This is a genomic window from Psychrobacillus soli (assembly GCF_006861775.1).
Classification (GTDB): Bacteria; Bacillota; Bacilli; order Bacillales_A; family Planococcaceae; genus Psychrobacillus; species Psychrobacillus soli.
The window spans coordinates 38,680-53,649 of record NZ_VDGG01000020.1 but is presented as its reverse complement, the minus strand read 5'-3'; the positions used below and the strand labels follow the sequence as shown (position 1 = coordinate 53,649).

13 protein-coding genes are annotated in these 14,970 nt (G+C 36.6%); 6 read left to right on the top strand and 7 right to left on the bottom strand.

From position 1 onward, the window contains the following. Nucleotides 1-155: 155 nt before the first annotated feature. From FG383_RS11300 to FG383_RS11285, 4 genes are all read right to left on the bottom strand, one after another. A complete protein-coding gene (locus FG383_RS11300) occupies nt 156-2,249 on the bottom strand; it encodes an MMPL family transporter (RefSeq protein ID WP_142607497.1) in 2,094 nt (697 codons plus the stop codon). A gap of 98 nt (nt 2,250-2,347) precedes the next feature. Further along, a complete protein-coding gene (locus tag FG383_RS11295; RefSeq protein ID WP_142607496.1) occupies nt 2,348-2,923 on the bottom strand; it encodes a TetR/AcrR family transcriptional regulator in 576 nt (191 codons plus the stop codon). Nucleotides 2,924-3,053: 130 nt separating this feature from the next. Further along, nucleotides 3,054-4,538 carry a D-alanyl-D-alanine carboxypeptidase/D-alanyl-D-alanine endopeptidase gene (dacB, locus tag FG383_RS11290; RefSeq protein ID WP_142607495.1) on the bottom strand — a complete coding sequence of 495 codons (1,485 nt, stop codon included), beginning with the start codon at nt 4,536-4,538 and terminating at the stop codon, nt 3,054-3,056. Between the two features lie 254 nt (nt 4,539-4,792). Then, entirely contained in the window at nt 4,793-6,040 is a 1,248-nt protein-coding gene (locus FG383_RS11285; protein WP_142607494.1) for an erythromycin esterase family protein, read from the bottom strand. Between the two features lie 176 nt (nt 6,041-6,216). Here FG383_RS11285 and FG383_RS11280 point away from each other — a divergent pair, with 176 nt between their 5' ends. Together FG383_RS11280 and FG383_RS11275 are read left to right on the top strand one after the other, a co-directional pair. Continuing rightward, complete coding sequence (locus FG383_RS11280) at nt 6,217-6,909, top strand: TVP38/TMEM64 family protein (protein WP_142607493.1); 693 nt, start codon at nt 6,217-6,219, stop codon at nt 6,907-6,909. A gap of 330 nt (nt 6,910-7,239) precedes the next feature. Further along, complete coding sequence (locus tag FG383_RS11275; protein WP_142607492.1) at nt 7,240-8,277, top strand: PTS sugar transporter subunit IIC; 1,038 nt, start codon at nt 7,240-7,242, stop codon at nt 8,275-8,277. Nucleotides 8,278-8,333: 56 nt separating this feature from the next. Here FG383_RS11275 and FG383_RS11270 read toward each other — a convergent pair whose 3' ends face one another. Then, nucleotides 8,334-8,729, bottom strand: a complete 396-nt coding sequence (locus FG383_RS11270; RefSeq protein ID WP_142607491.1) for a VOC family protein — start codon at nt 8,727-8,729, stop codon at nt 8,334-8,336. A 503-nt stretch (nt 8,730-9,232) separates the two neighbouring features. After that, nucleotides 9,233-9,730 carry a flavin reductase family protein gene (locus FG383_RS11265; RefSeq protein ID WP_142607490.1) on the bottom strand — a complete coding sequence of 166 codons (498 nt, stop codon included), beginning with the start codon at nt 9,728-9,730 and terminating at the stop codon, nt 9,233-9,235. 155 nt (nt 9,731-9,885) lie between these two features. Between FG383_RS11265 and FG383_RS11260 the strand changes: the two genes are divergently transcribed. Continuing rightward, a complete protein-coding gene (locus FG383_RS11260) occupies nt 9,886-10,212 on the top strand; it encodes a YflT domain-containing protein (protein WP_142607489.1) in 327 nt (108 codons plus the stop codon). Nucleotides 10,213-10,422: 210 nt separating this feature from the next. Here FG383_RS11260 and FG383_RS11255 read toward each other — a convergent pair whose 3' ends face one another. After that, nucleotides 10,423-12,546 carry an ATP-dependent Clp protease ATP-binding subunit gene (locus FG383_RS11255; protein WP_142607488.1) on the bottom strand — a complete coding sequence of 708 codons (2,124 nt, stop codon included), beginning with the start codon at nt 12,544-12,546 and terminating at the stop codon, nt 10,423-10,425. A gap of 235 nt (nt 12,547-12,781) precedes the next feature. Between FG383_RS11255 and FG383_RS11250 the strand changes: the two genes are divergently transcribed. The 3 genes from FG383_RS11250 to ahpC all read left to right on the top strand — a co-directional run bounded on the left by FG383_RS11250 (nt 12,782) and on the right by ahpC (nt 14,957). Continuing rightward, nucleotides 12,782-13,375: a bifunctional transcriptional activator/DNA repair enzyme AdaA gene (locus FG383_RS11250; protein WP_142607487.1), complete on the top strand. Its 594-nt coding sequence runs from the start codon at nt 12,782-12,784 to the stop codon at nt 13,373-13,375. Further along, nucleotides 13,359-13,871, top strand: coding sequence for a methylated-DNA--[protein]-cysteine S-methyltransferase (locus FG383_RS11245; protein WP_142607486.1), 513 nt, complete (start codon nt 13,359-13,361; stop codon nt 13,869-13,871). Before FG383_RS11250 ends, FG383_RS11245 begins: the two co-directional genes overlap by 17 nt. Before the next feature lie 516 nt (nt 13,872-14,387). Next, nucleotides 14,388-14,957, top strand: a complete 570-nt coding sequence (gene ahpC / locus FG383_RS11240) for an alkyl hydroperoxide reductase subunit C (protein ID WP_142607485.1) — start codon at nt 14,388-14,390, stop codon at nt 14,955-14,957. Nucleotides 14,958-14,970 lie beyond the last annotated feature (13 nt).

The following is a 14,970-nucleotide window of genomic DNA, read 5'->3' as shown; positions in this document are numbered from 1 at the left end:
CCCTAAATATGCGTATATATTACTATCGGTATAAATGACACTTACTTTGAGATGACCACCGAAAAATATTTTGTTTGTTACTAGTGCCTGGCACCCGTAACATTCTTGTAATAAAAATGCTTGGTAACAGGTGAAAACCTGTTACCAAGCATTTTTTATTTTTTATCTTTTTCAAATAGCACTATTAATGAAGGAAGAAGAATACCTCTAATGAGGAAAGTATCCAAAATTATTCCTACCGCTACGATAAACCCGAATACAAATAGAATCTGAATCGGCTGTGTCATGAGCACGGCAAAAGTTGCTGCTAATAAAATACCTGCTGAAGAAATAACCCCTCCTGTATTGGCAACTGCAATTTGAACTGCTTCTTTTACATTGTGCTTTTTACGTTCTTCTAAAAATCTCGAGATTAAAATAATATTATAATCAATTCCAAGTGCTACTAAAAATACAAATGAGTAGAGCGGAACTCGGTTACTGATTGTGTCTATATCAAAAAACAAGTTGCATAAGAACATTCCTAAACCAACAGCCGCCAAGAAAGATAATAATATGGTACCCATCATATAAATTGGCATTTTAATTGATTTGGTTAAAAATATTAACATGCCAAAGATTAGTATCGTTTCAAGTAACACAATTACGAGTAAATCTCGATTATTAATCGAACGATCGTCTACTTTATTTGCCGTTTCGCCCGCGAAGTAAAGAGTTCCTTCGATGTTACTAGCTTTTACAATGCTATTAGAGTTCTCCACCATCTCCTCTAACGCATCCATTGATTCAATGGAATAAGGATTTTCTTCAAAAGTTAATTGGTACTGAATCGCAAGACCATCCTCCGAAGTTCCTATCGGACGAACACTACTCACTAAATTTTGCTTGGAGAGCTGCTCCATTAAACTTTCTTGTACGTCAGGGGTAATCTCACTTTTAGATTCAAAAAGAACGGTCGTTGGAGCAAGATCTCCCTTTTCAAAGTTTTTTTCTATAATTTCATAACCAACGCGCGATGGCATATCGCTTGGAAAAGACTTGATCGTATCAAATTCGTAATTTAGATTGAACATATTTAATGCCGATATAACTAAAATAACTAAAATCGATAACGCTGAAACTATAGGCTTTTTCACAATAAAGGAACCTATTTTATTCCATAAGTCATTTTTTCGAACTTCTGTGTCCCCAAACTTCGGAATTTTAGGCCAAAATGACTTTCTTCCAAAAAGCGTAAATAATGCGGGGATTAACGTAACCGATGCAAACATAATAACGAGCATCGTAGTTCCAAAGATTGGGGCAAAGTTTCTATAATCACCGAAATGTGCAAAAAACAATACTAACATGGCAGCAAGTACGGTACCACCCGCAAAAAAGACAGGTATTCCTGTTTCACGCATTGCCCACTTCATCGCATCAAATTTACTTTCATGGTTCATCAGTTCTTCTCGATAGCGAGAAAAAACAAAGAGGGAATAATCAATCGTAGCAGCGAATAGCAAGATGGACATGATGGATGTAGACTGGGTTGCCAACTCTAATCCACCCTTTCCTAACAACCCTAATAATTGGTTAACCACTTCGTAAACAAATGCAGCGGCTACAAGTGGTATTAATGCAAGTAAGGGAGAGCGATAAATAACGATAAGTAATATTAAAATAAGCCCAACTGTTGATAATAATAAAACAATGTCCGCTCTTGAGAAGAGATTGATCGTATCTACAGCTATTCCAGCGGGACCTGTCATATAAATAGTGGAACCTGTTCTTTCAGAAACAATTGATTTTATTTTCTCTAAGCTTACTTCTAAGTCCTTTGTATCTATTGATGAGTTAAACGTTAGTGGTATTACTACCGTCTCCTTATCTTCAGAGAAAAATCCTGCAAGTGCTTGCGGTGGAAGGCTACTAAACGGAATCATATCTTTTAGCCCATTGATATTGGCATCACTTACCTCATCTAATGCCTCACCTAGAATTTTTGTATTTACTTCCCCATTTGGAGATTGAAGAACAAGAATTCCAGGTAAACTTTCCGCGTCTTTGAAATGCTCGTCGATATTTTTTTGCGCAATGACAGATTTTGCCTCTTCCGGTAAAGAAGCTACTCCCGACACTTTATATTCTTTTGCGCTTGGTGCGAAAATGGCTAACATCACGGTGATAGCTACCCAAACACCTAGTGTAATCCACATTCCTTTTTTCATCGCGACAAAATCCGTAACATGACGTAACACTTTCTTCATTTTTTTCACTCTCCTCTTTTTTAGTGACACCAGTGTCACTTTGAATAAAAAAACATAACTATCTTTACCATTATGTGTAAAGGTGACAGTTATGTCAATTAATCTTTCTTTAACATTCCATGAATTAATACTTCTTTTATAGAAGCAATCCATTCTTCTTGAGGTATATTAAAGTGGTTTGGAATTGCAATCGTTTGAAAAATCATTCCTAATAAAACTGCTGTAGGCAAGTGACTTTTAATAACATTTTCTTTTCTTCCTAAATCAATAAGTCCTTGAAATTGTTGATACATATCAATATGGTATTCATTCAACCGGGATTTGTTATTCTCTACTCTTTTCGTTGTATTTACTGGAATTTGTTGAATAATCTCTAATACTTGGTGTATATTACTCTGCTCGAAAATGAAATCGATTAATAAATCAAGTTGAGTCTGGAAATCACCAGATTTATCAAGTCTATTAAAATTATGAAGAAAACGATTCATCTCATACATAAGGAATTCGGAAATTAACTCATCCTTATTTTCATAGTATTTATAAATACTTCCTCTAGAAACATGCAAAATAGCCGCTAATTTACTAAAAGTAAATGCTTCATAACCATCCTGAATAATCATTTGTTTCGTCGCTTTAAACAACTGCTCATCTGTAAACTTTCGTTCCCGCGCCACGCTCGTCACCTCATTCTACTGTCAAGTATAGTACATACCAACTAATAGATAAACCATGCCCTATCCCTAAAATGTTACAAGAGCGTTACGGGTGCCAGGCACCTGTAACGCTCTTGTAATAAAACTTCCACTATTTGTGATTGGTAATGGCTATTGCAATTTGGTCAATGACTGGGATGGTGCTTGTTTTTGTATCTTCCGTGAGTATTGTAAATATAAGTGTTTCTCCACTTTTCGTAGTTGCATAGCCAGCAAGTGATTTTATATTTTCTAAACTGCCTGTCTTGGCCAAAACATTTCCTTTTGCCGGTGCTACTTTCAGTCGATTTCGAAGTGTTCCGCCAACAAAACGATCAGTATTTCCTCCTATTGGGAGGCTGTTTTTATAAGTGTTATACCAAGGTTCAGAACGGACTTCGTAGAGCAGGCGCGATAGTTGACTCGAAGTTACTTTATTGGAGTAGGACATACCCGATGCATCTTCAAACTTCCATTTGGATGTATCTAGTCCAATCGATGCTGCATATTCACTCATTACTAGTAAACCAGCATTCCAGCTCCCTTCACCGTATTTAACTTTTCCCATCTCTTTTGCTAACATTTCTGCGTGCGTGTTATTACTAAGCTTCATAAATGGGACGATCAATTCTTTTAGTGGCATGGATTTTCGTGATAACAACGCTTTTGCATTTTTAGGTGTTTTTCCTTGAACGGTTTTAGAAGACCCCGCAAATGTAATACCCTTTGCTGTTAATGATTTTTTGAAAATGTCTAGTACATAAAGGGTTGGATTCGTTACAGATATCCATTCTTTAGTCCCCGAAGTACCGATCGGAGCGTTTCCAGATATAATGACTTTATTTGTCCCAACTTGACGAGTTATTTTTAGTGTATTTTTATTTCCTTTAGGTACTGTTTTGGAATTATTCACAACTTGTAAAACACTTGTTACAGGAGTTAGAGTTACTTTTGTTGCTTTCCCGTTTGCTCCTGGCTTTGCTTCCACAATGACAGATCCCGCATCAAAATCCCCATTAGGTGAAAGTGTTAACGCCGAAATTGGCGCCGCATAATAGTAAGGCTCATCTTCTGCTAAAATTCCAGCAGACAAACGAACATGATCATACCACGTATCATCTCCAACTAAGTTTCCAGAAACTCTTTTCACTCCTTGTTTCACTAACCCATCCGCAAAATTGTCAAAATGGTTTTTCAATAAAGTCGGATCCCCTTGGCCCCGTACATATAAGTTCCCATTCAGCGTTCCATTTTTCACTTTACCGTCCGTTAGCACAGTAGTGGCAAAACGATAATTTTCTCCAAGCGTATCCAGTGCCGCAGCTCCAGTTAAAAGTTTCAGTGAAGACGCTGGTGTAATGCCTTTATCTGCATAATGCTGATACACCACTTCCCCAGTAGATGCTTTTCGAATTGTTACACTCGAGGTAGCATTTTTCATCCTACTATCTGCCATAATATTATTTATCTTGTTTTGTAAACTTGCATAAGAAGTAGCTGCCTCTACGCTAGAATCTTCTGTTAGAGGAATAAATACAGAACTACTGATCATCAATAGAGCGACAAAACTAACTAAAATTTTTCTCCAATTGTTCACTATGTACCTCCCAAGTTAAATTATGTAATTACTTGTAGTTTAACACGTAATTATCAGGAGATGACCCTAAAAGTTGTGCAGGCGGATTTTTAATTGTCATGATTGCAAGCTACTTCATAAAAGATTTTCATTGGAATTTCCTTGGATTTCCTCTTTTTTGAGTAGATGCAGTGTTTCTACTTGCTTCTTGGATCATGAAAAAAGTATGAACACACTAGTAAAGGCTACGCCAGTACTTGGAGTAGCCTTTATTCCTATGTTTGGATCGGTGAGAGCGCTTTTGTCTGATCCATATAAATAAAAGCATCATAACGACTTCCGATTTTGGAAGGTACATAATTGCTATACGCCTCAAATTCTGGATTGTACACTACCCCTATTGCTCGATGACCAATCCAATTATTAAACAGCGATCGGTTCTCCTCATTAAATATCAACAGCTTATTAAATGCGCCAGCTTTATGTAATGCATCTTCCCAAGATTCTTCCTTTGCAGGAGGCACATCTATTTCCTTATATGGAAGTTCCCATTCGTTCGATGCGATAACTGTACCTCTATGAGTACCAAAACCAATAGCAAATACATTTTCTTTTTTATTTTGCAATCGCAAAATTTGTCCTACATTCACCATTCCAGCTGCTTCCATATCCGTTGCGGAGGCATCTCCTATATGTGTATTATGTTCCCAAATAATTATTTTTGCATCTTTACCATGGTAATCCATAATTTCATTGATCGCCTCAACCATATGCTCGTCACGAACATTCCATGATAACTCATCGCTTCGCACCATCGCACGATAGTATTCTTCTGCATTCCTAGCAACCATCGCATTTATTTTTAAGTTTAAATCCGTTTCTTCGGTATCTTTATACTTATCTTCGTGCGCACGTATGGAAGTCAACAGCTTTGATACTTCCTCTACACATGCTTCCGAAATATTCACAGAGGATATGGCATAAGTTTCGGGATGACGGTTAAATGGTTCAAAACAAGAAAATGCTTTTTTTGCAAATGCCAAATCAGTTCCTTGAGGATTTGTTTTACTCAAATAAGTGATTACTTCATCTAATGATTCCCATAAACTATATACATCTATCCCGTAGAATCCTACTTTCTCCTCTTTTTGCTCATTATGTTTTTTTAACCATGTAACAAACTCGGCAATTTCTTCATTTGCCCACATCCAAGTCGGAAAGCGTCTAAAAGCTTTAAGCGCATTTTGAACATTCACTGTTCCTTCTTTATAGCCTTTTATAAACCTATTTATATGCTGAGTCGATGGCCAGTCTCCTTCCACTGCAATCAGTGTAAATCCTTTCTCTTCAATCAATCTTTTGGATAACTCTGCACGAACTGTATAAAACTCAGAAGTACCGTGACTTGCTTCTCCTAAAAGTACAATTTTTGCATCTCCAATTGCTTCAAGAATAGGTGTTAAATCTTCTTTCGTTTCATAAGATAGAGCGTATTTTTTAATCGCTTCTTCTAGTGGAATCAATGAGCACACTCCTTTTCATTGTAGTTTGAGCTAGGGTTTGTTCTTTCATTCACTTCACCTTACGATACGCTCTCTTATTCATAGCTTTGCAATTTACTTTAGATTTTACAAAATCATGGTACTATTGAATAATAATTCTCGTTGAACCGTACATTGTATAGAAAGCACGGTGACTTATGAAAACTATTTTAAATAAACTTTCAAAAAGACAATGGTTATTATGGTGTGGACTGTTACTCTTCGGCTTATTCTTTATATTAAATCGAGATTTAATCATGTTACTTTGGAATGGTGACGTAGAAGCAATTCGTAAGTTTTTAAATAAAAATATGGGGTATGCTTTATTTTTCATGTTTTTAGTCATGCTGATTCAAAACTCTTTTACTATTTTTCCATTAATCCTCGTAATCACAATTAATATGACACTATTTGGGTTTATCAATGGTTTTATATGGAGCTGGCTAACAGGTGTACTTGCTTCTTTGCTTGTTTATTATGGGGCGCGCTATGTTTTCCAAGAGGTTATTGCGGAAAAATTCAACGCAAAACTTATTGAAAAAATAGATGCAAATGGGTTTGCTTATGTATTCCAAGCAAGAATTTTCCCATTCGTCCCTACGAGTTTAGTCAATATTCTTGCTGGTCTAAGCACTATCCGATTATTTCCATATGTACTTGCAACTTCAATCGGTAACTTTATTTATTTCTTCATCCTCGCACTAATACCAGCGGGAATATTATCCGCTAACTGGGATGAATATATGATTTGGATTATTGTCGCAGCAGCAATCCTTTTATATTATTTATACAAAATAGTTAAACGGAAAAGGAATTCTGCTAGTCATGAAAAAGACAAATTATTCCCTTGAACGGATTGAATGCTTATGAAAATCGCTATACTGACATATATTCATGACAACAAATTAGCAATTAAAGCATTTTTGAAATAAATAGACGCCTGCAGAAATATTGCATTTTACAAAGCGAATCCCTTTGAACAATATATCGTTCAAAGGGATTTTTTCTGTCTTTACTAGGCAAAAATAGAAATGTAATGGAATCACACATATGTATCTATATATAATATATTTTTGACGCCACTTTACACACTCTCACTTTAAAGCGTTAAAGTATATTGAAAAGTTTCTGAATACTCCCTATAATTAACAGCATTATACATAGAAATGGAGATTAGTAACATGAAAGACTTTTTCAGTAAGTTATTAACCGGGATGAGCATTGGGATTGTAGTGGCATTGATCCCCAATGCATTGCTAGGCGAAATTTTAAAGTTATTAATCCCTCACTTTCCAGCATTACAGCATTTATTTGACATTACTGTATTTGTCATGAGTTTGTTACCAGTAATGATCGGCGTTATGGTAGGAATTAAGTTTAATTTAACGCCAATTCAAACAGCAAGCGTTGGTATTGCTGCATTGGTTGGTAGTGGAGCTATCCAAAAAACTGCAGATGGATTGTTTGCACTTCAAGGTATTGGAATTGTTATTAACACTGGAATTACTGCAGGACTCACTGTATTATTCGTGCAGCTTGTCGGCAATCGATTAAAAGAATATTCCATCCTACTTATTCCTACATTAAGTATTTTAGTTCCGGGGATGATCGGGTATTTACTATTACCATTTATGAAAAAGTCTACCGGGTTATTAGGTGAAGCTATTGCACATGTTACAACGCTACAACCAGTTTTGATGGGAGCAATTATAGCAGTAGTGTTTAGTCTTATTATTCTCTCCCCAATTTCTACTGTCGGGGTCGCGACAGTTATTATGCTTTCTGGAATTGGTTCAGGTGCTGCAAATCTAGGTATTGTAGCAACAGGTGTTGGTTTAGCAATTGCAAGTTACAAAGCAAATAGTCTTGGAACCGCACTTGCACATGTTCTAGGTTCACCCAAAATTCAAATGAAAAACTTCTTTATGAAACCGAAAATTGCTTTTCCTATGCTTATTACAGCAGCAATTCTAGGTGCTTTAGCAGGAGTGTTAAATATTCAAGGAACACCTTACAGTGCAGGGTTTGGTTTGTCTGGATTAGTCGGTCCTTTAAATTACATAAACTTAGCAGATGGTGGATGGACAATTGAAAATATCACAATCATGTTAAGTACGTTTTTAATTCTTCCGATTTTGTTAAATGTCGGTCTTATCTATGTCTTTTCTCGAAAGTTAAAATGGATTAAAGCAAATGATTATAAATTAGATTTTGAATAAGTGTAAAGTGCCAGGTATCCGATCTATTCATAGCATCGGTTCCTGGCACTAATCATTTATTTAGCATTTTCATCCGGCTGATGAATACCAATAATATTTCCTTCTGAATCCGTAAAATATCCTTGCCAAGCCATTCCTGGTAAAGGATGTTTAGGAACAGAAACTGTACCGCCATGAGCTAAAATGGCTGCTTCTGTCGCATCGTAATCTTCCACTTGCATCGTACAAACGAATGCATTCATACTTTGACCACTTTCAGGTGATGTTGTTCTGCGTTGCATTAACGCACCATCAATCCCCATTTCCTCTTTGTTCCCTGTAATAGCTCCAAAATAAGGTGTTCCTGCAAATCCGCTCCAATCTTCAAACTGCCAACCAAATACCTCACCATAAAATTTCTTAGCCCTGTCCATATCATCCACATGAATTTCGAAATGCACAACTCTTCCCATCTAAAAACCTCTTTTCTGAAATTAATAAAAGTACTTACAATCTGATTATGCTATAATTTCTGAATTTTTTCGATATATAACCTTTTCCTTTATAAACAATTCCGAGATAACAAAAGGGAATGATAAATGGGATGACGCGCATAATAGGGATACTGCTTCTTAGTGACCACTGGGAATTACATACTTACTCCGTATCAACTCACTAAAAATAAAATTTCCTCCAATTTACGACTGCGTGAATCCAGTAAATGGCATAGGGCAACAGATCGTTCATTGAAAGCAATCAATTCTACNATCAAATCCGTGCGAGAGCAACCAAATCGCCGGTGAGAGCAACCAATTGTTAAAATAGCAAGTTTACTTGATGTGAAACGCCTATGATTTCGACATATTATAGGTACAAGATGTCTTGAAGCAAGCCGAACTCTTCTCTTTATATGAACCTTTTGAATAGTAAAAGACTGCCTCCTAAGTGAAAGATACTTAGCTGGCAGTCTATATTCTTAATGATAAAACTCTTCCGGGATCGCACCAATTGTTCGGCGATGGTATAATAGCGGCTCTTTACTTTCATTTTGAATGTCTAGAACTTCACCTATGATCGTTGTGTGATCTCCTGCATCAATTTGGCTAAATACTTTACATTGTAAAGTAGCTAACGTATTTGCAAGTACTGGTAAATCTAACTCCGACTTTTTCCAGTCACATTTACTGAAACGGTCTTCTACTTTGCTGGAGAATAACGTACATAGATCCCCTTGATCCGCCGCTAAAATATTTACTGTAAATTTGTCTACCTTTAAAAAATCTTCATACGAATACACTCGCTTATCAATAGACCATAGGATAAGCAGTGGTTCTAGAGAAACTGATGCAAAAGAGTTCACTGTTAACCCCATTGGTTTCCCCTCTTCGTTAAATGCTGTTACAACCGTAACACCTGTCGGGTAATTGCCCATTGCCGCCTTAAAGCTTGCTATTTGTTCCGCTTTCTTATCCATATGAACAACTTCCATTCTTTTTTCTTTTAAGCATATCAAAGTCATTATATTCTTTCACACTTTTTGATTCTACATAATTTTATTTTTGTTTAAATCATATCAGGAAGGGTAAAGATAGTTATACCACAAATAAAACAACAAATGGAGGAATTATAATGACTGTCAAATTAACTGTAGAAAATGCCGTACAAGCAAAACAAGAAATCGAGACATTGGAGTCACAAGGGTATTCAAAAGACCACATTCATATTTTCGCCCATTTCAAAGAAAGAGCCGACGATATAAACAATGCTCTTGATACGAAAGATGTGGGTATGAAAGAACAAGGCTTCCTTGACTCCATGAAAAATATGTTCACTTCTCGCGGAGATGAACTTCGAAACAAAATGGAATCAGTAGGTTTATCAAAAGAAGAAGCTGCCGCTGCAGAAGAAGAGCTCGACAAAGGAAAGCTCATAATTATTGCACATAAACCTGCATAATTAATATATAGAAGATCCAATAAGTGGTACTAGTTTGAATCTAGTACCACTTATTGTTAGTACACATTTAATCGACACACAGTGTTCTTTTCTTTTAGTGCTTTATCAAGCTAATATAGAATTTGATAATAAACAAGTAAATTGTATAACGCCAGTCTCTTAAAGCACAAAAATCCCACTGAATCGTATTCAGCGGGATTTTTTCTTCACTTATGCTTTCGTAACCACAATCTCTTCATCTAACACATCTACATGCACCTTCGCAATTGTATCTTCTTCTAAAAGAAGATCCGTTAATTGATCTTCAATTTTGTCTTGAATGACTCTGCGTAGAGGTCTTGCACCAAAGCGTTTATCATAACCAAGATTGACTAATGCTTGTTTGGCTTCAGCTGTAATCGTAATTTCAATATCATTTTCCTCCATAGTTGTTTGTAAATCTACTAGCATGAGGTCCACAATTTCCAGTAAGTTCTCTTCTGAAAGCTCGTTAAATGGAATGATTGCATCGAAACGATTTAGAAACTCTGGTCTGAAGTACTCACTTAAATTTTCTAATATCGTGACGGATTCATGTTCGGTGCGGTTGAACCCTACGTTCACTTTTTTGTCGCCAGTTCCAGCGTTACTTGTCATAATGATGACTGTTTCTTTAAAACTGACGGCTCGTCCATGTGAATCTGTCAGGCGACCATCTTCCATGATTTGCAAGAATATATTTTGTACATCTGGGTGTGCTTTTTCAATTTCATCGAGCAATAGAATGGAGTATGGGTTTCGGCGGACTTTTTCTGTTAATTGACCTGCCTCTTCATGACCAACATAACCTGGAGGTGATCCAATGATTTTAGATACTGCATGTTTCTCCATATACTCACTCATATCCAGTCGGATCAATGCTTCGCGTGAGCCGAATAATTCTTCGGCAAGCACTTTCGTAATTTCTGTTTTACCAACACCAGTTGGACCAACGAAAAGGAATGAACCGATTGGGCGATGTTTTGATTTTAAACCTGCACGACTCCGGCGAATAGCTTTAGCGATTTTATCAACAGCACTAGCTTGACCAATCACTTTTGCTCCAAGACTTTCAGCAATTCCTTTCATTTTCGCTTGTTCAGCTTCTTGCAGTTTCGTAACAGGAATCCCTGTTTTTTCTTCAACAATACTTTCAATATGTGCGATAGACACATCTACACGAGCTACTTCCCCATCTTTTTTAACTTCTTCCAACTGTTTTTGAAGTTGGATTTCCTCATAACGTAAATTTGCAGCTTTTTCATAGTCTTCGGATTCAGCTGCTTGTTCTTTTTCTTTGCTTACTTCATTTAATCGGAATTCAATCGAATGAGAGTCTTTTTCCGAATGGATAAGATTTAAACGAGCACCCACTTCATCCATTAAATCAATTGCTTTATCTGGCAAGAAGCGGTCTTGAATATAACGTTGGGACAATGTAACAAAAGCTTGTATGACTTCATCCGAATAATGTACTTCATGGAATTCTTCATAGCGATCTTTGATACCATATAAGATTTTCACGGTATCTTCCGCAGACGGTTCTTTTACAATAATTGGTTGAAAACGTCGTTCAAGTGCTGCATCTTTTTCAATTTGACGATACTCTTTTAATGTCGTCGCACCGATTAGTTGTAAACCTCCCCGTGCCAAAGCGGGTTTCAAAATATTTCCTGCATCCATTTGCGAACCTTCAGTAGATCCAGCACCAACTAATAAATGGATTTCATCAATAAATAAAATGACATCTTTTCTTTCCTGAAGCTCTTCAATTAACTTCTTCATACGCTCTTCAAATTGGCCACGTATACCTGTATTCGTTACTAATGAAGCAACATCCAACAAATAGATTTCCTTATTCAATAACTTGAATGGGACGTCGCCTTCAAGTATTTTAACTGCAAGTCCTTCGGCAATAGCAGTTTTACCAACACCAGGCTCACCGATTAGGACTGGATTATTTTTGTTCCTTCTATTTAATGTTTCCATCACACGCTTAATCTCTTGATCACGACCAATGACCGGGTCGATCAACCCGTCTCTTGCTTCATTTGATATATTTCTACCGAGTTGGTCCAGCAAACCATTTCCTGATGATTGAACTGTTCGCGCTCTTGTTTGATTACCACCGTTCCCTTGGGAAAAGTGTTTTGCAAATGCATCATTTCCATTAAATGATGACATCCCTCCTGCGCCTAGTGTCCCTTGAATTTCATTAAAACATGGCTGACACATATGCATTTGTATTCTTTGGTTATTCATTTGTAATGATATATTCATAGTTGCTTGATTGTTACCACATTGTTGACACTTCATCTTCCATTCCTCCTTAAATCTTTTGTTTATATTTCAACTATTTGACTTTGACTATATTTGACTATAACTAAATTATACTCTGACCTGTTTTGACTTTCAATATTTTTGCTTACACCATATTAATCACCCGATTAGACGAAAATAATAAGAAGTTTCGTTATCTTGCTTTTATATACTTATATACACTATTCACGTGGTACTTGCGGGTATACTAAGAATAGAAAGAGGTGATTCCATGAATAGTAATAAAGATGTTATGCAATTGACTGATGAACGATGGCAAGCTATTACACATAATGATAAGTCGTACGATGACAACTTTATCTATGGGGTAACGTCGACAGGTATTTGCTGCCGGCCTTCCTGTAATTCGAGAGATCCGAAAAGAGAAAATGTACTTATTTTTAACGATGTCGAAGAGGCACTAGCTGAAGGTTTCCGCCCTTGTAAGCGATGCAAGCCTGGTGGTATACGTTTACCGGATGAAGAATGGGTAGTCCAAATGCAAGAATATATAAACGCAAATTACCCCAACCCATTATCATTGGAAAAATTAGCTGACATCTGTCATGGAAGCTCTTATCATTTACAACGGACATTTAAGAGAATTGTAGGAATCACTCCTATGGAATACATCCAACAAGTTAGAATTTCGAATGCTATGAAAAAACTTCAAACTACGAGTAAATCTATTGCTCAAATCGGTTTAGAAGTGGGATTTTCAAATACACCTTATTTCATCACGTTATTCAAAACCAAAACAGGTCACACGCCAAAGCAGTATCAAAAAATCATAATGGAGGCACATGAAAATGGAGAAAAAAAATGAAAATATCGTCTATTGGATGTTGTGGAATCACGGACAATGGAACATGTATATTGCTGCAACATTAGAAGGGTTATGTTATATCGGTTCACAAAATGCCTCATTCGAGGAACTTACTGCATGGGTAAAAAAACGACTGCCTAACTACGATATGTTGGAAAACGAGGAGGTACTGCAGTTGTACGCCGTAGAATTGATTGATTACATCGAAGGATTTCGAAAAGAATTCACATTGTCCTTGGATCTTCATGGCACACCGTTCCAACAATCTGTCTGGAAGGCATTGCAAGACATTCCTTATGGACAGACAGTTTCATACACAGATATTGCAGAACGAATCCAAAAACCACAATCCGTACGCGCAGTCGGAACCGCTATTGGTGCCAATCCTGTCTTAATCGCAGTTCCATGTCATCGTGTTATCGCAAAAAGTGGAAAATTGACTGGCTATCGAGGCGGCTTAGAAATGAAAGAGCAATTATTAAGACTGGAAAAGTAACGAAAAAATACAAGATATAAACCTATCTTAAAACTGTCGTCTGTCCCCTATACATACAACGCCACATGAACGGGATAAAAAGAGAGATTACTTATGTCAACTCCCCATTTTGGTTAGTAGTTTAAATTTTTCGCGACCTAAATTGTCTGTTTAAGGCAACATCAGTAGCACATCTCAATCGACTGAATATTCTGTAACTGAGAATTTATCAGGATAATTGAGAATATAAAAGGAAAAATAAAGTATACTTTTCTTTCTTTTGTGGGAGCATGGAAATAAAATAGGATTCAGCATTTCATTCATACAACAACTATTAGTATTGGCACTGAGTGACAAACCTACTGATAAACTCAAGCAATATTGTTGACAAATAAGCTCACTTATACGACAATAATTATGTAATTATAATTATTATAGTTAAGAAGCAGTAAGTATATTATCATTACTGCCGTTTAGGACTGGACTATATAACCTAAACTAACTATGTACAAAAACACACTAGGAGGAATATTTATTATGTCATTAATAGGAAAAAAAATACTACCATTCAAAGCATCAGCTTACAATAGCGGGAACGGTGAGTTCATCGAGGTTTCTGATGAAAACCTAAAAGATCAGTGGAGTGTCGTTTGCTTTTATCCAGCAGATTTTACATTTGTTTGCCCTACTGAACTTGGAGATCTTCAAGATCAATACGCAACACTAAAAGAACTTGGAGTAGAAGTATATTCCGTTTCAACGGACACACATTTTACGCACAAAGCATGGCATGATCATTCAGATGTGATTAGCAAACTGGAATATATTATGATCGGTGACCCTGCACAAACTATTTCACGCAACTTTGATGTGCTTGACGAAGAAGCAGGCCTTGCACAACGCGGTACGTTCATTATCGATCCAGACGGCATCGTTCAAGCAGCTGAAATTAATGCGGATGGCATCGGTCGAGACGCGAGTATTCTCATTGACAAAATCAAAGCGGCACAATATGTTCGCAACAACCCAGGTGAAGTTTGCCCAGCAAAATGGAAAGAAGGCGAAGAAACACTTAAACCAAGCCTTGACCTTGTAGGGAAAATATAAGGAGTAGATGGAA

Bases quoted from the DNA above. Each gene is read 5' to 3' on its own strand.
- FG383_RS11245 (WP_142607486.1), top strand. From the start codon at position 13,359: ATGGAGAAAAAAAATGAAAATATCGTCTATTGGATGTTGTGGAATCAC.
- FG383_RS11270 (WP_142607491.1), bottom strand. From the start codon at position 8,729: ATGGGAAGAGTTGTGCATTTCGAAATTCATGTGGATGATATGGACAGG.
- FG383_RS11300 (WP_142607497.1), bottom strand. From the start codon at position 2,249: ATGAAGAAAGTGTTACGTCATGTTACGGATTTTGTCGCGATGAAAAAA.
- FG383_RS11260 (WP_142607489.1), top strand. From the start codon at position 9,886: ATGACTGTCAAATTAACTGTAGAAAATGCCGTACAAGCAAAACAAGAA.
- FG383_RS11250 (WP_142607487.1), top strand. From the start codon at position 12,782: ATGAATAGTAATAAAGATGTTATGCAATTGACTGATGAACGATGGCAA.
- FG383_RS11280 (WP_142607493.1), top strand. From the start codon at position 6,217: ATGAAAACTATTTTAAATAAACTTTCAAAAAGACAATGGTTATTATGG.
- FG383_RS11265 (WP_142607490.1), bottom strand. From the start codon at position 9,730: ATGGATAAGAAAGCGGAACAAATAGCAAGCTTTAAGGCGGCAATGGGC.
- FG383_RS11255 (WP_142607488.1), bottom strand. From the start codon at position 12,546: ATGAAGTGTCAACAATGTGGTAACAATCAAGCAACTATGAATATATCA.
- ahpC (WP_142607485.1), top strand. From the start codon at position 14,388: ATGTCATTAATAGGAAAAAAAATACTACCATTCAAAGCATCAGCTTAC.
- FG383_RS11275 (WP_142607492.1), top strand. From the start codon at position 7,240: ATGAAAGACTTTTTCAGTAAGTTATTAACCGGGATGAGCATTGGGATT.